This is a genomic window from Deinococcus radiotolerans (assembly GCF_014647435.1).
Taxonomy (GTDB): domain Bacteria; phylum Deinococcota; class Deinococci; order Deinococcales; family Deinococcaceae; genus Deinococcus; species Deinococcus radiotolerans.
Genome location: NZ_BMPE01000001.1, coordinates 1,085,374 through 1,103,657 on the forward strand (window position 1 = coordinate 1,085,374; position 18,284 = coordinate 1,103,657).

Below are 18,284 nucleotides of genomic sequence, written 5' to 3' on the forward strand. Positions count from 1 at the left end.
CGTCTGGTGGGTCCACCTGCCCTGCGGTTAGGTGCCGGGGGTGCTGCCGGGGAACACGGCGACCCGACCGATCATGAAGGCGCAGCCGTACATGAAGAAGGTCACGAGCGGCAGGAAGCGCAGGCCGATGCGGCGCGGGGTCAGCCGCTCGGTGATCAGGATCTCGATCAGGTACAGGCTGCCCAGCACGAACGCCACGTACATCCAGTGTTCCCAGTTGCGGCTGGGATCCACGGGCAGCCCGTAGCGGGTGAGGCCCTTGCCGGCGTCGGTGGCGCTGGCGACCTTCTCGCCCCCCAGGGCCAGGAGGACGCCCGTCACGGCCGGAAGCAGAAACGCGGCCCAGGTCACGCGCAGCCATATCAGGAAGCCGCGCCCCACGGTGCCCTTGATGGCCGGCGCGAGGCTCCACACGAACAGCACCAGGCTGGCCGCGACCAGCGGATTGGACAGCAGGATGCCCAGAGGCGTGTCGAACCGGACATTGTGAATGAGGCGCAGGAACTCCATACCCGCAGCGTAGAGCATTCACCGGGCCGAAAAAGCCCCGCCCGAATGGTGACGGGCGGGGCAGCGGATGAGGGGATCAGCCGGCGTCGGGAGCGCGACCGGTGTCGTGCAGCTGCACGGCCTTGCCGCGGCGGACGCGCAGGTTCAGCATTTCCACGGCAATGGCGAAGCCCATGGCGAAGTACGTGTAGCCCTTGGGGATCTTGAAGCCGAAGCCGTCCGCGATGAGGTTCACGCCGATCAGCAGCAGGAACGCCAGGGCGAGCATCTTCACGGTGGGGTGCGCCTGCACGAAGTCCCCGATGGGGCGCGCGGCGACCAGCATGATCAGCACGGTCACGACGACGGCCGCCACCATGACGCCCAGGTCGTCGGCCATGCCCACGGCCGTGATGACGCTGTCGAGGCTGAACACGATGTCCAGGATCATGATTTGCCCGATGATCGCCGCGAAGTTCGCGCCCGCGACCTTCCCGGCGGTGGGGGCGCCGTGATCGTCGGGCCCTTCGAGCTGCTCGTGCATTTCCTTGACGGCCTTGTACAGCAGGAACAGGCCGCCGAAGATGAGGATCAGGTCCCGTCCGGAGAAGCCCTGCCCGAACAGGGTGAACAGGTCGTCTTTCAGGCGGTAGATCCAGGTGATGGAGAAGAGCAGGCCCAGGCGCATGATCATGGCGGCGAGCAGGCCAACCGTGCGGGCGCGCTGCTGCTGCGCGGGGGGCAGTTTGCCCGCCAGGATCGAGATGAAGATGACGTTGTCGATCCCGAGAACGATTTCCAGAAGCAGCAGCGTTGCGAACGCCAGCCACGCTTCCGGCTGCGTGATCCAGCCGAACAGTGATTCCATTGAATTGTCACTCCCGTAGTCAGAAAGCGGACGCTGCCACGCACGTCCAGGATGCCGATGGGGGTGGAGAAACCCGAAACCGCGCCCGTGCGGCGCGCCAGGCTCCATGCTCCGGGAGAAGTGGACCACGAATCGTGAACCTTACATGAAGGTTCTTCATGAAGGGCGCGGGCCAGCCCTCAGCTGCTGCGGGGCGTCGCGCCGTCCAGGAACACGGCCAGCAGCGCCCGCGCCGTGCCCTGAGGATCCGCAGACGGCGCGCCCGTCACCAGTGGATACGTGATCGCCAGGAACGCCCGCGCCAGCATGCCCGGCGGCAGGTCCCCCCGCAGCTCACCCCGCGCCGCGCCCTCCTCGAACAGACGGGACAGGCCGCCCACCCACACGCGGCGGTACTCCTGCTCAAACGCCGCGCGCCGCTCCGCGCTCACGTGCCGCAGTTCACTCGCCAGCTGCAATCCCACGCGCTGCTCGGGCGCGCTGGCCACCAGCTCGTACACCAGCGTGTCCAGTTGAAGGCGGATCCCGACCTGCGAGTTCGCCGCCATGATCAGACGACTCAGGCCCGCCAGGGTCCCCTCCAGCATCGCCAGGAACAGCGCCTCCTTGTCCGCGTAGTGGTGATACAGAGCGGGCTTGGTCACCCCGACCGCCTCGGCCACCTCACGCATGCTGACCCCGTGATAGCCGCTCTTTACGAACAGCCGCGCCGCCTCCTGCTGAATGCGGGCGCGGGTCGTATCAGGCACAGCGGGGGAAGACACAGGAGGAACCGTCATTGCCGATCATGATAGCCGGGCGCAGGGCTGGCACCACCCTGACAGAACAGCGTAGAGTGAAAAGCGTCACACAACCCAACGCCCAGTTCACGGAGGAGACCTCACATGCGCCCACTTCTTTCCGCCGCCCTGACCCTTGCCCTGCCGCTCGCCCTGGCCGCCTGCTCCCAGCAGACCCCGCCCGCGCCCAGCAGCGACTACGCCGCCCGCCCCGAGTTGCAGGACCCGGGCAGCCAGGCCATCCTGGCCCGGTACGGCAACGACCCCGGCCTGACCGCCGCGTTGCAGGAAGCGTACGGCGAGCGCACCACGGTCCTGTCCTACCCCAGCGTGCCGCAGCTGGGCGCGCAGGACTACGCCAGTGACCGCCTGAACTACGTCAAACGCACCGGGTGGGGCACCGTCAGCAACTACAACGCGCAGTACGGCGCGTACGCCGGCACCGGCCTCCCGTACACCGGCCTGGACTGGACCCGTGACGGATGCAGCGCCCCCGACGGTCTGGGCCTGGGCTACCGCGAGGACTTCCGGCCCGCGTGCAACGTGCACGACTTCGCGTACCGCAACCTGAAGGTGTACGAGCGCACCGACGCCAACCGCGCCACCAGCGACGACGTGTTCTACACGAACATGAAAGCCATCTGCGCCGCCAAGAGCTGGTACGCCCGCCCCGCGTGCTACAGCGCCGCGTACGCCTACTACCAGGGCGTCCGCATGGGCGGCAGCAGCAGCTTCTAACGTCCAGGGGCCCTGGAGGCGGAGCCTCACGCGCCCCGCCTCTAGGTGTGCTTCAGCCGGGATTCGTCCAGTACGCCCAGGTATGCCCGCCGGGGCAGGTGGCCGTGAAGTCCAGGCCGCGCTTGCTGACCCTGCCCGGCTGCCCGCACTGCGCGCACACGGGCTTGGCGGGCGTGTTGCCGCCGCAGTCTGCGCACTTCAGGTAGTACCCGTACTTCCCGAACTGCACGGTCACGTTCACCGACGCGCAGGCGCGGCAGGCCACGTCCGGCCGGGGCCGGGCCTGCGCCTGCCTTTCCTGGGATGTCCGCACCGGCGCGGCGCTGGGCCGCTCGGTGCGGGCGGGCGCGGGCGGCGCGGCCTCAGGCGAGACCGCGGTGGGGTTGGCGGGCGCTGGAGCGTGTCGACTCCGCAGAAAGGCCTGGATGCGGGTCATCTCGGCGTCCGTGAAGCCGAACGAACCGAAAGTCTTGTCCTGTTCGGCCCGGATGATGGCCTTCACCCGGTCAGGCACCTGATCGGCCTTCACGAGTTCCGGCACGTCCGCCTTGCGGGTGATGCGGCCCCCGTCTGAGATGGCGACCAGCACGTCGCGGCGTACGCCGGACAGGGTGCGCTGCTTGAGGCCCAGCAGCGAGCGGTCCATCAGCTCCGCGGTGTGATCTGACAGGAGGGCCAGGAGCAGGTCCAGCTGCCGCCGCGCCTGCAGGACGGGCGAGGGCATGCCGCGCCCCTGGCGGTTCCACCAGCGGGTCCACTCGCCGTGCTCGTTCACGCTGACCTGCCCCGCCACGCTCTTGCTCTCCACGATCAGCAGGCCGAAGCGGTGCAGGATCAGGTGGTCAAGCTGCGCGACCTCACCGCGGCGTTCCAGGCGCAGGTTGTGGAACACGAACTTGCGGGGGTCCTCCGCGAAGGCGCGCTTCAGGTAGTGGGCCATCTGACGTTCCGCCTCGAACCCGGCGCGGCGCAGTGGGTCGGCGTGATCCTGCGGTTCGAGTTCCTTGACGATCATGCCTGTACGCTAGCGCGCCGAGGAAACTGGACGCTGAAAAACCGCCCGGGGACGCGCGAAGTTTTACACAGTTTCCTCGGCGCGCCAGATGTCCTGCGGGGTTTCGCGCCGGCGGATGACCGTCCAGGCGCCCGCGTCGTGCAGCACCTCGGCGGGGCGGGCGCGGGTGAGGTAATTGCTGCTCATGGCCGCGCCGTACGCCCCGGCCTCGTGAATGGCGAGCAGGTCGCCGGGCTGCGGCTGCGGCAGGGTCAGGTCGCGGGCCAGCAGGTCGCCGCTCTCGCAGGCGGGCCCAGCGAGATCCCAGGTGTCCGTGCCCGCGCGCGTCCAGAGGGGCGTGACGGGGTGCTGCGCGCCGTACAGCATGGGGCGCAGCAGTTCGGTCATGCCGGCGTCCACCAGCACGAAGTTCCGGCCGGTGCGTTTGGTGCCGACCACCTGCGTCAGGAGGGTGCCCGCCTGCGCCACGAGGTACCGGCCCGGTTCGACCCACAGCTGCGCGCCGAACGTGGCGGCGGCGGCGTGGGCTTCGCGGGCAATGCCGTGTAGGTCGGCGCCCAGGCCCCAGCCGCCCCCGGCGTCGAGCACGTCCAGGGGGCCGGTGTCGGCGCGCAGTTCACCGAGGCGGTGGAAGGCCGCCGTGAAGTCGTGCGCGTCGCGGATGGCGCTGCCGATGTGCACGTGCAGGCCCAGGGCGGTGTGCCCGGCGGCGCGCAGGGCGTCCAGCACGCGGGGGGCCTGGTCCAGCGTGACGCCGAACTTGCTGCCGGCGGCGCCCGTGGCGAGGTGGTCGTGCGTGCTGACGTTCAGGGCGGGGTTCACGCGCACCAGCGCGCGCGAGGCGGGGGGCAGCAGCTGCACTTCCTCCTCGCGGTCGATGATGAACGTGGCGCCGAGTTGCGCGCCGGTGGCGTACTCGCCGGGCGTCTTGGCGGGGCCGTTCACGAGGATGCGGTCCCCAGCCGCGCCGATATGGGCGGCGCGGGCGAGTTCCCCGGCGCTGACGCACTCAAAACCCACGCCCTGGGCGTGCAGGCGGCGCAGCAGGGTCAGGTTGGGGTTGGCTTTCATGGCGTAGTACACGCGGGCGTCCCCGAAGGCGGCGCGGACGCGGGCCAGGGCGGCGTCGAGTTCGGCGGCGTCGTACACGTACAGGGGCGTGCCGTGCTGCTGCGCGGCCGCGCGGAGGTCGTCGGGCGTGAGGCTCATGCGGGCGAGTGTAGCGGGCGCGGCGGGCTTGACGCAGAGTCAGTGGTCGGCCCAAACTGGTCAGACCACTGACCACTCTGCACGACTGGAGGTTCGCATGCCTGAGCCCACCCCACCGAGTCCACCTCCCCTGCGGCCCGCCCTGCACGCCGAGGACACCCTCCTGTCCCGCCTGCTGGACGGCACGTACCCGCCCGGCAGCACCCTGCCCGCCGAGCGCGACCTCGCCGCCCAGCTGGGCGTGACCCGCCCTACCCTGCGCGAGGCCCTGCAACGCCTGGAACGCGACGGCCTGCTGGAGATCCGGCAGGGCAAACCCACCCGCGTCCTCCACCCGCACGAGGGCGGCCTGCGCGTCCTGGCCCACCTCTCCCGGCACGGGGACCTGCGCGGGCTGGTCCCGGACCTGCTGGACCTGCGCGCCGCGCTGCTGCCTTACTGGGTCGCGCAGACCGCCGCGCGTGACCCGGCCACGCTCCGCGAGCACCTCGGCGCGCCACCCGCCGAGTCCACGGACCCGGCCCTGCCCGTCACCTTCGCCACGTTCGACTGGACGTTCCAGACGCTGGCCGCGCAGGGCAGCGGGAACGCCCTGGCCCCGCTGCTGCTGGGCGCCTTCCACGAGGTCTACGCCCGCGCGGGCGCAATCTACTTCAGTGACGCCACGCGCCGCGAACGCTCCCGCGAGCACTACCGGGCGCTGCACGCCGCGCTCCCGCTGGGCGCCGCCACAGCCGGGCACGTGGCGCGCACCACCAGCCTGGACAGCCTGACCCTGTGGGAGGCGCGCGGTGTTTGACCTGATCCGCGCCGCGATCCCCGTGTTCCTGCTGTCCCTGCTGATCGAGTGGGCCGCGTACCGCCACCTGAACCACGACCATGATCACGAGGGGGCGCACGAGCACTACGGGTACGAGACGCGCGACACCCTGACCAGCCTGAGCATGGGCATCGGGAACGTCCTGATCAACCTCGTCTGGAAGGGCGTCGTCGTGACCGTGTACGCCGCGCTGTACCGCCTCACGCCGCTGCGCCTGCCGCAGGACGCGTGGTGGGTGTGGGCGCTGCTGTTCTTCGCGGACGATTACGCGTACTACTGGTACCACCGCGTCAGCCACAAGGTCCGCCTGTTCTGGGCGAGCCACATCGTGCATCACTCCAGCCAGCACTACAACCTGTCCACCGCGCTGCGGCAGACCTGGGTGCCCATGACCGCCCTGCCCTTCTGGCTGATCCTGCCGCTGCTGGGCTTCGCGCCGTGGATGGTGCTGCTCGCGCAGGCCTGGAATCTCCTGTACCAGTTCTTCGTGCACACCGAACGCGTGGGCCGCCTGCCCGCCCCCATTGAGTATGTGCTGAACACGCCCAGCCATCACCGCGCGCACCACGGCAGCAACCGCATCTACCTCGACCGGAACTACGGCGGCATCCTGATCCTGTGGGACCGCCTGCACGGCACGTTCCGCGCCGAGACCGAACCGGTTCGCTACGGCCTGACCCGCAACATTGACACGTTCCAGCCCGTGCAGGTCGCCTTCCACGAGTTCAGGGACCTGTGGCGCGACGTGCGCGCCGCCCGCACCTGGCGCGACCGCTGGGGTTACGCGTTCGGCCCGCCCGGCTGGCACCCCAGGCGCAGACGCCGCACATAGCCCCACAGCGCAGGCTGGGCCGCGCCTTCCTCCGACCTCGTTCCCACGCTCTCAATTGCCGCGCGCGTCACCGCCCGTTCAGGGGCCGGGTGGTAAGCTGCGCGGCTGTATGAGCGCCCCTGCCTCCGCCCCCACGACCATCCCCTCCCCTGCCGCCACTGCGGGGGAACGGGTGCTGTGCGCCATGTCCGGCGGCGTGGATTCGTCCGTCACGGCGGCCCTGCTGAAAGACCAGGGATACCAGGTGGTGGGCGCCATGATGCGCTTCTGGCCGGACGACAAGCGCACCGACACCTTCGACTCGTGCTGTTCCCCGGACGCGGCGTACGAGGCGCGGCGCGTGGCTGAACAGGTGGGCGTGCCGTTCTACCTGCTGGACTACCGCGAGCAGTTCCAGCGGCACATCGTCGGCCCGTTCATTGACGAGTACAGCAAGGGCCGCACGCCGAACCCCTGCGTGAACTGCAACACCAAGGTGAAGTTCGACGAACTGGTGAAGAAAGCCAAGATGCTCGGTTGCCGCTACGTCGCCACCGGGCACTACGTCAAGCGCGTGGAGAACGCGCGCGGCGAGGTGGAATTCCATCGGGGCGACGATCCCCGCAAGGATCAGACGTACTTCCTGTGGGGTACCCCGCGGGACGCGCTGCCGTACATCCTCTTCCCCGTGGGCGAGCTGGAAAAAACCCGCGTGCGCAAAATCGCTGCGGAACGCGGCCTGCTGACCGCGCAGAAACCCGAGAGTCAGAACATCTGCTTCGTGCCCGGCAAGGTGCAGGACTTCGTGGCCGAGCACATCCCACAGGCGCAGGGCTTCATCCGCGAGATCAGCACCGGCGAGGTCGTCGGGGAGCACCTGGGCACGCAGTTCTACACGCTGGGCCAGAAGAAGGGCCTGGGCCTGTACCAGTCGCACCGCGTGCGGCACGTCGTGCACCTGGCGCCCGACACGAACACCGTCTGGGTGGGCGATTACGACGACTGCCTGTGGACCGGCCTGAAGGCGCAGAGTGCCAACTACCTGATCGACCTGACCGACCTTCCGCAGGAACTGGAGGTGCAGGTCCGCTACCGCACCGCGCCCGTCAAGGCCCGCGTGGTCCGCGCCGACGAGAACGGCTTCGAACTGGCCTTCCAGGACCCGCAGTTCGCGGTCGCGCCCGGCCAGAGCGCCGTGCTGTACGCCGGACCGCGCCTGCTGGGCGGCGGCCTGATTGAGGACCACGTCCCCGCGCTGCCCGAACCGAAAGCCCCGCCGAAGAAACGCCCAGCTGTGCTGCTGTCCTGAATGCTGGAGCTGGTGCGCCGGGTTCAGGCGGCCCTGCTGGACCGGGAGGGCCTCTCGCCCGGCGCCCTGGCCGACCTGCTGGTTGACCTGCGGCAGGAGGTTCAGGGACTGCCCTTCGGCGTCCCAGACGCTGATGACCTGCCGCGCGAGGCGTACCGCGACCTGCGCGCCCGCATCGCCCGGGCGTGGCCGGAACTCGGCTTCTACGACCCGGCCACCGGACGCGCCCTGAGCACCTGCGACCTTCCCGCAGAGATCGGCGACGCGCTGGACGACCTGACGGACCTCGCCCTCGACCTGGACACCGCCCTCGCGCTGGCCGACACGGACGAGGCCGATGCGCTGGCGTGGCTGCGCTTCTCACACGACGCCCACTGGGGCGACCACGTGCAGGACGTCACGCGGCACCTGCGCTGGCTGGACTAGACCCGCCTGCTCAGCACGGGCACGAGCATCTCCTGGGCGGTCCAGCCGCCGTGCAGGCCGAGCATGGGGGCGGGGCTGGTGGGGCGGCGGATGGCGTACCCGGGGTGCGGGATGGCGATCAGGTCGCCCACGCGCGGGCGGAAGCGGGCCTCAGCGTGCGCGGGTGGGCCGAGCAGGCCGCCGGTCCAGGCGTCGTCGGCGCTCAGGAGGGTGGCGTGCGGGGCCAGCAGTGCCGCGATCTCGGCGTGGTGCCCGGGCTGGGGGCGCAGGTACGCGGCGCGTTCCTCTCCGGCGACGGGGCTGCGCAGCAGCAACTTCATGACCTTCTTCGTGATGACGTCCACGTAGCCCTCTGGCGGCTGGGCGCTCTGGCCGTGGTCGGCGGTGAGGACGACCAGCGTGTCGCCGGTCCTGGGCAGCGCGGTCAGGAGGTCCGCGACGATGCGGTCGGTGCGGCGCAGTTCGGCGTACGCCTCCGGGCTGTCGGGGCCGGAGCCGTGGCAGATCAGGTCGTATTCCGGGAAATACACCAGCGTGTACGACGGCTGCCCCGGCTGGACGGTCGCGGCGGTCAGTTCTGGCGCTTCCTCTGGCTGCGCGTAGGGGTGGTACTCGGCGCCGTCGCAAGCCCAGCGGGTCAGGACACTGTGCTGGTACGCGGCTGGCATGATGACGTGCGCGGCGACGCCCCGGTCACGCACCTGGCGGTACAGGGACGGTACGGCAGCCAGGAATCCCGCGTCCGTCAGGGGGGTGTGAGTGTACACGTCGTACAGGCGAATGAGGTTCACGACCGCCTGCACCTCGTCCAGCCAGACGGTCAGGCCCAGGTAGCCGTGCTCGGCGGGCGCGCGGGCGGTATGCAGGGTGGTCAGGGCGGCCATGGTGGTGCTGGGGAACACGCTGGTGACCGGGCCGGGTGCCGGGGTCAGGGCGGCCAGGGTGGGCGCGTCCCCACGCAGGACCGCGTCCTGAAGCTGCCCGGCGCCCAGGGCGTCCACGACGATCAGGATGACGTGCTGCGCGCCCCCCAGCGGCAGCGGGTGGCGGTACGGCGCGTGCGGGGTGGGCACGCCGAGGTGCGCGCCGAGCGTCGCAGCGAGGTTCAGGACGCTGCCACCCGCGTAGTCGGGCCGGACGGCATGCGGGGGCAGGTGCATGGGTGAGGATAGCCGCCAGGGCCGGGAGGAGACCTTGAGCCTTCGTTCAGTGCCTGGCCGCGCGTGGCAGGAACGCCCCGGTGCGCGCGCGGTACGCAGCGTGGTCGGGGTGCAGCCTGGCCAGCGCGTCGTCCTCGATGCGGGCCTTGTGCCGCAGCAGTCCCGCGAGCAGCAGGGTGGCCGTGACCCTGGTCCGCCCACCCCGCGCGACCGTCCAGCCGCCCGCCAGCAGGAGCAGCGCCGCGTAGATGGGGTGCCGCACGAGGCGGTACGGGCCGCGCTGCACGAGCACGCCGCCTCTGACAGGCGTGGGCAGCGGAGTGAGGTGACGGCCCAGGGCCCGTCCACTCCAGATGAGCAGGACCAGCCCACCCACGCTCAGCGCCCCGCCGGCTACCTGAACGGACCGGGGCCGACGCCTCCCGCGACGCCCGCCGGTCAGGATGGCGGCCAGCAGCGTGAACTGCGCGGCCACCAACGCCCGGTCACGGTTCACGCGGATTTCCTCCGGTTCGATGACCATCCGGAACGACGCCGGATGATCAACGGCACTCCCGAAATCCATTCCACACCTCCTCTGCTGGCGCAGCTCTGCGAGTCGCATCCGCTCGGGTGGACAGGTTCTGCGCCCGTGTGCACCGGAGTCCTTCCTCAGTACGTGCGTCCGGCGGTGACGCGCCCGTCGGGTTCGTGACCCTGTTGCAGGTCGATCAGGAAGTCGCGGGTCAGGTGGGCGCCGCGCGTGACGAGGTCGGTGGTGGTGCTGGCGATGTGCGGCGTGAGGATCACGTTCGGCTGCGCCCAGAGCGGGTGCTCTGCGGGGAGGGGTTCGGGGTCGGTGACGTCCAGCACCGCGCCGCCCAGTTGCCCGTCCTCTAGGGCGGCGAGGAGGTCATCCGTGACGATCAGGTTGCCGCGGCCGACGTTCACGAGCCACGCGCAGCGCTTCAGGCCGCGCAGGGTCCCTTCGTTCACGATGCCGCGCGTGTCCGGGGTGCTGGGGAGGAGCAGCACGACCCAGTCCGCCTGGGCAAGCAGCTCGTCGCGTTCGTCTGAGGGCGTGGTGCTGCGGATGCCGTATACGTGCGCGCCGTGGGGGGCCAGGAGTTCTTCGAGGTGCCGGCCGATGTGCCCGTGGCCCCACAGGACGACGTTCGCGCCGTCCAGGGTGGTCAGGGCGGACTGGCTGGGCAGGGCGGGGGCGTCCCAGTGGTGGCGGTGCTGCGCGTCCCGGAAGCGGTGCAGGCCGCGCGCGGCGGCGAGCATGCCGGTCAGGGCGTGCACGGCCACGGCGCGGTCGTGCAGGCGGCTGGCGTTGAACAGGGCCACGCCGGGCGGCAGGTGGGCCTGCACGTGGTCGATTCCGGCGGTGAGGGTCAGCACCCACTGCAATCCGGGTGTGGCGAGCAGGGCGGTGCGGGTGGCCGCGTCGGTCAGCCACAGCACGGCGCCGTCGGCCTCACCGTCGGGCACGTGGCCGCGCCGGTAGTGGTCGAAGGTCACGCCGGGCACGCCGCGCTCGTCGTGTTGACTCAGGGCGCGGAACTCGGGCAGGTCGGGCAGCAGGACGCGCATGCGTCTATTCTGACCCGCCGGGGGCGTGCGCGGCGAGCCATTCGGACCGGGTGAGTTCCATGTGCACGTCGGTGCGGCCGTCGCGTTCGGTGCGGTGCACCTCGCGGAACCCGCAGGCGTGGAAGGCCCGCTGGGCGCGGCGGTTGTGGCCGAAGGTGGTCAGGCGGATGCGGTTCAGGGTGGGGTCGCGCTGCGTGAACGCCCAGCGCAGCAGCGCCTGCACGGCCTCGCGCCCGTAGCCCTGGCCCCACAGGCTGGGTACGCCGATCATGACGCCCAGCGTGGCGGTGGTGGGGGTCAGGGGCGGTGAGGGCCGCAGGTCGTACAGTTCGGCGCTGCCGATCAGCGTGCCGTGTTCGTCCAGGATCCCGAAGCCGTAGCGTTCGCCGGTGCGTTCCTCGTCCTGCATGATGCGCCGGAACAGGAAGCCGGGCAGGCGGATGGGTTTGGCGTCGTTCCAGTCGGCCAGTTCACGGTCGCGGAAGAAGCCGTGCAGGGCGCGCCACTCGGGCGGCGTGAAGTCCAGCAGGGGTTTGAGGGTGACGCGGGGCTTGAGGGGGTCGGTCATGCGCGTCAGCTCTGAAGGGGCCCCAGGGCGCGGGTCACGTCCCGCGTGAGGCGGTCGAGGTGGAAGGCGTCCCCCTCGGCCCGCTCGACCTGCCGGGTCTGGGGGTTCACGATGAGCAGGGCCAGCAGCTCGCCGTCCGCGTGGCGGATGTTCACGCCGGGGTGACCGTCCAGCGCGGCGCGGTCGGGGGCGGGCAGCAGCGTCCAGGCGGGGTCGCGACTGGTCAGGCCCAGGTGCGCGCTGGGCAGGCGGTGCTGGCGCAGCTGCGCGTCCAGCCAGTGCAGCGCGCCGGGCGTGCCGCCGATCAGGCCCTGCTCGATGTTCGGGCGGGACTGGTTGTAGCGGATGGGGCGGCCGTCGCGGCGGCGCAGGTCGCCCCCGGCGGCGCGCAGCAGGGCGTGCCCAGCGGCGATGTCCCATTCGCTGCGGGGGGACATGGTGAAGGTCGCGTCGGCCTGCGCGGCGGCCAGCCGCGCGAGCTTCAGGGCGATGCTGCCGCTGGGTTTCATGCCGGTCAGGCCGGACCGGTGCAGTTCCCGCCCGTGCTCGGTGTCCGAGACCGCGATGCGCCAGTCCGGCCCGGCAGAGGGTGCGGGGACGGGCTGGCCGTTCAGGGTGACGCCGCGCCCGACCACGCCACTGAACAGCTCGTCGGTGTCGGGGGCGTACACGACGCCCAACACGGGCTCGCCGCCCACGGCCAGGCCGATGCTCACGCAGTAGTCCGGCAGGCCGGTCGAGTACTCCTTCGTGCCGTCGATGGGATCGACGATCCAGACCCGCGCGGCACTCAGGCGGTCCTGGCGGTCCTCCTCCTCCTCGGACAGCAGGCCGTCCAGGGTGAACACCTGGGCCAGGCGGGTCATGATCAGCGTGGACGCCTCGCGGTCGGCGGCGGTGACGGGGTCGTCGGCGCTGGTCTTGTGTTCCACGGTCAGGCCCCGGCGCAGGTGTTCGCGCAGCAGCTCACCGGCCTCGCGCGCCAGGTCCTGGGCCAGCGCGAGTTCCGCGTGCAGGTCGGAGGGGGTCGTCATGACCCCGAGCATAGCCTGCGCCCCGGCTCTCACCGCGCGGCCCGCTTCAGCGCGGGCGCAGCAGCGCCGCCGAGGGGCACAGGTCGGCCAGCACGCACGCGCCGCAGCGCGGGTGGCGGCTGAGGCACACCTCGCGCCCGTGCCGGACGCCTGCAACGTGCAGGCGCAGCCGCTCGGGGGTGGTGCGCGGCACGGCCGCGTCGAACCAGCGCTCCACCCGCGCGGCCGTCCAGGGGTCCGGCACCCACTCCAGCCGCCGGGCCAGCCGGTCCAGGTTCCCTTCGACGGGCATGGCGGGCCGGTGCAGGTCAAAGAGGAGCGTCAGGCTGGCCGTGTGCCGGCCCACGCCGGGCAGGGCTTCCAGGGCCGCGCGGGCGTCATCGTCACTCAGGTCCGCGAGGTGCTCCAGGCTGAGTGGGCCGTCCTCTTCGGGCCCGGCCAGGGCGCTCAGGATGCCATGCACGCTGGCGGCCTTACTGCGGTGCAGGCCGCCGCCCGCGCCGCGCAGGGTGTCCTCGATGCCGTCCGGGCCATCGAGGAGCGCCGCCTCCCACTGGGGGTAGGCCGCGCGCAGCGCGCGGTCCTGCCGGTCGGCAGCCGCGCGGGTGTTCTGCTGACCCAGGATGGTCCGGATCAGGCTGCTCAGCAGTTCCGGCGGGCGGGTGCGGGGGAAGGGCACCTCCCCGTCCGGCAGGTACTGCGCGGTCAGGCGGCGCGTGACCTCGGGCAGGGTGGCGGGCACCGTGAACGTGGGGGTGGGGCGGGGCATCCGGGCAGGCTAGCGGGCCGCGCGGGCGCACACCGTGCCGGTGCCCGCGTTCCGCCGGGTGCGTGCCGTCAGTACGGGAGGCCCGCGAGGCGCAGCAGTTCCGCGCGGACCTGCCCGGCGTCGCCGGGACGTTCAGCGCGGGACGGGCGGGTCAGGCTCAGGTACAGGGGTTGCAGGGGATCGAGCGTGTGGGGGTGCGGGTCGTCCGCGTCGGGCAGCGAGCCGTGGATGCCCCAGCCGAGCAGCACGCCGACGCCGTACAAGTCACTTTCCGGTCCCAGCGGCTCGCCGCGCGCCGCTTCGGGGCTCTGGAACGCGGCGGTGCCCATGCGCAGGGGCGCCTCGAAGGTTTCCAGGGTGGGTCCGGCCAGGTCGAAATCCACGAGTTTCGCGCCGCCGTCCTCCTCGACGATGATGTTCTCGGGTTTGATGTCGCGGTGCACCAGGCCGCGTTCGTGCAGGTAGCCCAGCGCGTCCAGGAGGTGCACCAGGGTCAGCAGGAAGGCGCGGCGTTCGGTCTTCACGGCGGGCCGCTGCGCGTAGCGGCGGAACAGCACCTCGCCGCGCGCCAGGGTGCTGATCAGCGCGGGCTGGCCGTCCACGACGGTCTGGTCGATCACGCGGACCAGGCGGGGGTGGTGCAGGTCGTGCCCGTGGTCGTATTCCCGCGCGGCGTAGCCGCCCAGGTGCGCGGGGAAGATCTTCACGGCGCAGGGCTGGCCGTCGCGGGCCACGGCGAAGTACACGAGGCTGTGCGAGCCGCGCCCGACCGGACGGACCAGTCGGACGCCGTTTCCCACCACCTGTCCCGCGATAGGCATCTCCATCAAACTACCCCAGGAGTCCGGGGCAGGGGTAGCCGGATCATTCTGAACCCGGTGCAAAGAAGTCGTAGAGTGACGGCTGACATGAGTTACGGACTGGTACTGGGCGGCGGCGGCGCGCGCGGACTGACACACATTGGCGTCTGGCGCGTCCTGGAGGCACACGACCTGCACCCCGCCGTCCTGGCGGGCACCAGCATGGGCGGCCTGGTGGGCGCGTTCATCGCCGCCGGGTACAGCGCCGCCGAGATGGAACGCCTGGCCCGCAGCGTCTCCTGGCGCCGCCTGCTGGACCTGCGCCCCGGGCCGGGCCTGATCCGCCCGGCCGTGGTGAGCGCCTGGCTGGCCGACCACCTGCCCGCCACGTTCGAGGACCTGCGCCTCCCGCTGGCCGTGACCGCCACGGACCTGCTCTCGGGCCGCGCGGTGTACCTCACGCGCGGCAACCTGCACGACGCGCTGCGCGCCACCACCGCGTACCCCGGCGCCGTCGAGCCCATCGCGCAGGAGGACATGCTCCTGGCGGACGGCGGCATCCTGAACCAGGTGCCGGTGGACGCGGCGCTGTTCCTGGGCGCGCGGCGCGTCCTGGCTGTGGACGCCACCGCCACGGACCCGCTCACGCCGCCCGAACGGCGCGGGCACCTGTGGCGCCGCTTCACCCGCGAGCCGGGCGGCGCGGACAGCGCGCCGCACCTGGGCACCGTGCAGACTTTGCGCCGCGCGGTGGAGATCATGCAGGCCCAGCTGACCGACGCCCGCGTGGGCCTGTACCGCCCGGACGTCCTGCTGCGCCCCACCCTGCGGGACGTGGACCTGATGAACTTCAACCGCGCGGACGTGGCCGTGCAGTCCGGCGTGGACGCCGCCCAGGCGCAGCTGCCGCGCCTGCTGACCCTGACCGGCTGATGCGGCAGGCACGGCCGGGACAGCTCACCCCCGCGCCGCGCCCCGTCCGTCCGGTATTCTGCGCGGTGCATGACAGCCCCTGAGTCCACCCCCGCCCCGAACAAGCCCCCGCAGACCGCCCTACAGAAACTGTGGAAGGAGATTCTGGAGCCCATCGTGTTCGCGGTGGTGATCACGCAGTTCGTGGCGACCCTGGTGGGCGTGGACGGCGTGAGCATGATGCCGAACCTCCGCAACGGGGAGCGCGTGTTCGTGCCGAAGTACGAGACGTGGCTGCACAAGGCGGGCGTGGGTGACTTCAAGCGCGGGGACATCCTGATCTTCAAACCGCCCCGCGAGGCCAGCGCGAAGATCGAGAACCTGAACAAGAGCGCGTTCGGGCTGTGGTCGTACCGGCCGTTCCTGATCAAACGCCTGATCGGCCTGCCCGGCGACCGGATCAGCATTCAGGCGGGCGAGGTGACCCTGAACGGGCAGCAGCTGGACTCCAGCTGGACCACCGCGTTCTGGCAGGCGCAGGGCTGCTGGGACACGCAGAGTGAGGTGGCGAACAGCATCACGTCCGCCAGCATCGCGGGCTCGCCTGTGAATGTCGTCCCGGACCGCAAGGAGTTCACGGTGCCCGAGGGCCAGTACTTCGTGATGGGGGACAACCGCACCGCGACCGGCAGTGAGGACTCGCGCATCATGGGGTCCATTCCGCGCCGGGACGTGGCGGGCCGCGCCGCGGCCGTCGTGTGGCCGATCATGCGCAAGGCGAACGTGAAGTACAACTGCCTGTCCCCCAACGAGGCGCCGGAATTCAGCGGCGCGAACGAGCTGAACTGGCGCCTGCTGAGCCGCCCCGCGGGCTTCGGGCAGTTGAAGTAAGGTCAATGTGGGCGCGCCGGATCGGGATGACCCTGATCCGGCGCGCTTCTTCTGGCGCCCGGGCGGGCGCTGACGCTACTCGTCCTCGTCGGGGCCCAGGGGCGTGATCTCGATGTGCTCGCTGGTCACGCGGTACGGGCCTTCCTTGGCGATGTAGTCGGCGGCCATGCGCAGCGTCTCCTCCACCCAGCCGTAGTCGTTGCTGAGGGTCGCCACGCCGATCACCTCCCAGTCGTGGGCGTCCAGACCGTCAAGCCGGGCGACCGTCAGGGGAAAGCGGACCTTGAGGCGCTCGACGACCGGGCGGACCAGGGCGCGTTTCTCTTTCAGGCTGGCCACCCAGGGCATCTCGACACGGATGGTCAGGACGCCCACGTACCCCAGGGCCACGTTCAGATCATGCCGGCCAGGAAACCCTGACGGCGGATGGCACGCACGAGGTCCATGACGGTCAGCTGCGAGGGATCGTAGTGAACTTCCAGCTGGCCCTCATCGGGGGTGGCTTTCACGACGCCGGGCAGCGCGCTGAGCGCCTGGGCGACGGTGAGTCCGGCGTCACGGTTCATGCCGCGTACGCCCAGCAGCACGCGGGTGGCGGTGTTGGTCATACCCGTCATTATGCGCCCTGCCCGGGTAGGGTGCCCAGCCGTTCACCGGGGGCCGTCTGCGCGCGGGTCCCCAGATGCGTGACGGCGTACGCGCCGGTCAGGACGGCCCCCTCGGCGGTCGCGGCGGCGCGCAGGACCGGGGTCACCGGATAATGGATCTCGTACACGGCGGTGTCGTACGCACTCTTGACCGCCGCGTGCAGCAGGCCCTCGGCCGTCTCGGCGGGGGCCGCCGGGTGCAGACTCAGGGTGCGGATCAGCACGATGGGCCGGTCCCCCTGCCACACGGACTGCGCGAACACGAAGCCGTGCAGGGTGCCGTCCAGCTCCGCGACGAAGGAGTGCTCGCTGCGCTCGTAGAACTTCAGGGCCGGGAGGCTGGAGTGCACGCGGCCGTCGCGTTCACGTTCCGGCAGGGTGTCGAAGGCCGGGTCAGCGGCGCGCTGCACGGCCAGGTCCAGGGCCTGAATGGCCGCGTAGTCAGGTTCGGTGAAGGTGCGGTAGCGCATACGCCGAGCGTAGCCCACGCCCCGCCGGTGGGGCCAGGGACAGCGTGCACGGGCGGGTCAACGTCCGGCCTGAAGCACCTCGTCGACCTCAGCCCAGGTGGGCATGGCGTCCTGCGCGCCGGGGCGGGTGCAGGCCAGCGCGCCCGCGATCCCGGCGGCCCGCAGCGCGCCGGGCAGGTCATCCCCGGCGGCCAGGCGCGCAGCGAGCACGCCGCAGAAGGTGTCGCCCGCGCCGGTCGTGTCGGTGGCCTGCACCGGGTGAGCGGCCAGGCGGTGCGTGCCGCGCGGCGTGACGGTCAGGCTGCCCTGCGCGCCCAGCGTGACCGTCACGGCCTGCGGGCCGCGCGGCAGGATGGACGCCGCCTGCCGTTCCAGCGTGCCGCCCTCGGGGTGCAGGGCGGTCAGTTCGTGCTCGTTCACGATCAGGTGCGTGACCTGCTCCAGAAGTTCACCCGGCAGCGGGCGGGTGGGCGCGGCGTTCAGCAGCACCGGCACGCCGGCGGCGCGGGCCTGACGGGCGGCGTGCAGGGTCACCTCGGGCGGCAGTTCCTGTTGCAGCAGCAGGTGCGTCACGCCACTCAGATCGGGCGGCAGGTGGGCGGGCGTGACGTGCGCGTTCGCGCCGCTGGCGACCGTGATGGCGTTCTCCCCACTGGCGGACACCGTGATCAGGGCCAGCCCGGTGGGCGCCTCCAGCGTGCGCAGCCCACTGAGGTCCACGCCCGCGGCGTGCAGGCCGCGCAGGGCCACGTCCCGGAAGGCGTCCTGACCGACCGCGCCGATCAGGCGGACGGTCGCGCCTGCCCGCGCGGCGGCCACCGCCTGGTTCGCGCCCTTCCCGCCGGGCGAGGTGACGGCGTCTCCGCCCAGGACCGTCTCGCCCGGGCGGGGAATGCGGGCGGTCCGCACCGTGAGATCCGCATTGACGCTACCAACCACCAGAACGCTCATGCGTTCATTGTGACAGCGAGCCTCCAAGCGAACGCGCGGACCG

Annotated in this window: 23 protein-coding genes; 7 read left to right on the forward strand and 16 right to left on the reverse strand. The window is 71.3% G+C overall.

Features of this window, described 5'->3' with window-relative positions; genetic code table 11:
- Nucleotides 1–27 precede the first annotated feature (27 nt).
- The 3 genes from IEY63_RS05335 to IEY63_RS05345 all read right to left on the reverse strand — a co-directional run bounded on the left by IEY63_RS05335 (nt 28) and on the right by IEY63_RS05345 (nt 2,136).
- On the reverse strand, nt 28–510 hold the full coding sequence (locus IEY63_RS05335; protein ID WP_189067867.1) for a hypothetical protein: 483 nt from the start codon (nt 508–510) through the stop codon (nt 28–30).
- Between the two features lie 76 nt (nt 511–586).
- On the reverse strand, nt 587–1,357 hold the full coding sequence (locus IEY63_RS05340) for a TerC family protein (RefSeq protein ID WP_189067868.1): 771 nt from the start codon (nt 1,355–1,357) through the stop codon (nt 587–589).
- A gap of 179 nt (nt 1,358–1,536) precedes the next feature.
- Nucleotides 1,537–2,136: a TetR/AcrR family transcriptional regulator gene (locus IEY63_RS05345; RefSeq protein WP_189067869.1), complete on the reverse strand. Its 600-nt coding sequence runs from the start codon at nt 2,134–2,136 to the stop codon at nt 1,537–1,539.
- Nucleotides 2,137–2,241: 105 nt separating this feature from the next.
- On the opposite strand from IEY63_RS05345, the gene IEY63_RS05350 reads away from it, so the two are divergent.
- A complete protein-coding gene (locus IEY63_RS05350; protein WP_189067870.1) occupies nt 2,242–2,874 on the forward strand; it encodes a phospholipase A2 in 633 nt (210 codons plus the stop codon).
- Nucleotides 2,875–2,926: 52 nt separating this feature from the next.
- Here the strand turns inward: IEY63_RS05350 and IEY63_RS05355 are convergent, their stop codons facing one another.
- Together IEY63_RS05355 and lysA are read right to left on the reverse strand one after the other, a co-directional pair.
- Complete coding sequence (locus tag IEY63_RS05355; protein WP_189067871.1) at nt 2,927–3,889, reverse strand: nuclease-related domain-containing protein; 963 nt, start codon at nt 3,887–3,889, stop codon at nt 2,927–2,929.
- Between the two features lie 63 nt (nt 3,890–3,952).
- Nucleotides 3,953–5,098 (reverse strand): diaminopimelate decarboxylase, encoded by a 1,146-nt coding sequence (gene lysA, locus IEY63_RS05360; RefSeq protein WP_189067872.1) that lies wholly within the window; start codon nt 5,096–5,098, stop codon nt 3,953–3,955.
- A gap of 97 nt (nt 5,099–5,195) precedes the next feature.
- Here lysA and IEY63_RS05365 point away from each other — a divergent pair, with 97 nt between their 5' ends.
- The 4 genes from IEY63_RS05365 to IEY63_RS05380 all read left to right on the forward strand — a co-directional run bounded on the left by IEY63_RS05365 (nt 5,196) and on the right by IEY63_RS05380 (nt 8,464).
- Nucleotides 5,196–5,897 (forward strand): GntR family transcriptional regulator, encoded by a 702-nt coding sequence (locus tag IEY63_RS05365; RefSeq protein ID WP_189067873.1) that lies wholly within the window; start codon nt 5,196–5,198, stop codon nt 5,895–5,897.
- Complete coding sequence (locus tag IEY63_RS05370; RefSeq protein WP_189067874.1) at nt 5,890–6,750, forward strand: sterol desaturase family protein; 861 nt, start codon at nt 5,890–5,892, stop codon at nt 6,748–6,750. Before IEY63_RS05365 ends, IEY63_RS05370 begins: the two co-directional genes overlap by 8 nt.
- Nucleotides 6,751–6,859: 109 nt before the next feature.
- Nucleotides 6,860–8,038, forward strand: coding sequence for a tRNA 2-thiouridine(34) synthase MnmA (gene mnmA / locus IEY63_RS05375; RefSeq protein WP_189067875.1), 1,179 nt, complete (start codon nt 6,860–6,862; stop codon nt 8,036–8,038).
- Between the two features lie 12 nt (nt 8,039–8,050).
- Complete coding sequence (locus IEY63_RS05380; RefSeq protein ID WP_189067876.1) at nt 8,051–8,464, forward strand: DUF5063 domain-containing protein; 414 nt, start codon at nt 8,051–8,053, stop codon at nt 8,462–8,464.
- On the opposite strand, the gene IEY63_RS05385 is transcribed toward IEY63_RS05380, so the two are convergent.
- The 7 genes from IEY63_RS05385 to IEY63_RS05415 all read right to left on the reverse strand — a co-directional run bounded on the left by IEY63_RS05385 (nt 8,461) and on the right by IEY63_RS05415 (nt 14,391).
- Complete coding sequence (locus IEY63_RS05385; RefSeq protein WP_189067877.1) at nt 8,461–9,624, reverse strand: alkaline phosphatase family protein; 1,164 nt, start codon at nt 9,622–9,624, stop codon at nt 8,461–8,463. The genes IEY63_RS05380 and IEY63_RS05385 overlap by 4 nt on opposite strands.
- 46 nt (nt 9,625–9,670) lie before the next feature.
- A complete protein-coding gene (locus IEY63_RS05390; RefSeq protein WP_189067878.1) occupies nt 9,671–10,189 on the reverse strand; it encodes a methyltransferase family protein in 519 nt (172 codons plus the stop codon).
- A gap of 86 nt (nt 10,190–10,275) precedes the next feature.
- A complete protein-coding gene (locus tag IEY63_RS05395) occupies nt 10,276–11,199 on the reverse strand; it encodes an NAD(P)-dependent oxidoreductase (RefSeq protein ID WP_189067879.1) in 924 nt (307 codons plus the stop codon).
- Between the two features lie 4 nt (nt 11,200–11,203).
- Nucleotides 11,204–11,767: a GNAT family N-acetyltransferase gene (locus tag IEY63_RS05400; protein ID WP_189067880.1), complete on the reverse strand. Its 564-nt coding sequence runs from the start codon at nt 11,765–11,767 to the stop codon at nt 11,204–11,206.
- 5 nt (nt 11,768–11,772) lie between these two features.
- Nucleotides 11,773–12,801, reverse strand: a complete 1,029-nt coding sequence (locus tag IEY63_RS05405) for a 3'(2'),5'-bisphosphate nucleotidase CysQ (protein ID WP_189067881.1) — start codon at nt 12,799–12,801, stop codon at nt 11,773–11,775.
- 46 nt (nt 12,802–12,847) lie between these two features.
- On the reverse strand, nt 12,848–13,570 hold the full coding sequence (locus tag IEY63_RS05410) for an endonuclease III domain-containing protein (protein WP_189067882.1): 723 nt from the start codon (nt 13,568–13,570) through the stop codon (nt 12,848–12,850).
- A gap of 68 nt (nt 13,571–13,638) precedes the next feature.
- Entirely contained in the window at nt 13,639–14,391 is a 753-nt protein-coding gene (locus tag IEY63_RS05415; RefSeq protein ID WP_189067883.1) for a serine/threonine-protein kinase, read from the reverse strand.
- 87 nt (nt 14,392–14,478) lie between these two features.
- Between IEY63_RS05415 and IEY63_RS05420 the strand changes: the two genes are divergently transcribed.
- Together IEY63_RS05420 and lepB are read left to right on the forward strand one after the other, a co-directional pair.
- Complete coding sequence (locus tag IEY63_RS05420; protein ID WP_189067884.1) at nt 14,479–15,303, forward strand: patatin-like phospholipase family protein; 825 nt, start codon at nt 14,479–14,481, stop codon at nt 15,301–15,303.
- A gap of 69 nt (nt 15,304–15,372) precedes the next feature.
- Entirely contained in the window at nt 15,373–16,173 is an 801-nt protein-coding gene (lepB, locus tag IEY63_RS05425; RefSeq protein ID WP_189067885.1) for a signal peptidase I, read from the forward strand.
- Nucleotides 16,174–16,248: 75 nt separating this feature from the next.
- On the opposite strand, the gene IEY63_RS05430 is transcribed toward lepB, so the two are convergent.
- From IEY63_RS05430 to IEY63_RS05445, 4 genes are read right to left on the reverse strand one after another with little or no spacing between them, the layout of a single operon-like run.
- A complete protein-coding gene (locus IEY63_RS05430) occupies nt 16,249–16,563 on the reverse strand; it encodes a DUF503 domain-containing protein (protein ID WP_189067886.1) in 315 nt (104 codons plus the stop codon).
- Between the two features lie 2 nt (nt 16,564–16,565).
- Complete coding sequence (locus tag IEY63_RS05435; RefSeq protein ID WP_373290889.1) at nt 16,566–16,781, reverse strand: heavy-metal-associated domain-containing protein; 216 nt, start codon at nt 16,779–16,781, stop codon at nt 16,566–16,568.
- Between the two features lie 8 nt (nt 16,782–16,789).
- Complete coding sequence (locus IEY63_RS05440; protein WP_189067888.1) at nt 16,790–17,290, reverse strand: DUF1999 domain-containing protein; 501 nt, start codon at nt 17,288–17,290, stop codon at nt 16,790–16,792.
- 57 nt (nt 17,291–17,347) lie between these two features.
- Nucleotides 17,348–18,241 carry a ribokinase gene (locus IEY63_RS05445; protein WP_189067889.1) on the reverse strand — a complete coding sequence of 298 codons (894 nt, stop codon included), beginning with the start codon at nt 18,239–18,241 and terminating at the stop codon, nt 17,348–17,350.
- Nucleotides 18,242–18,284: the final 43 nt, after the last annotated feature.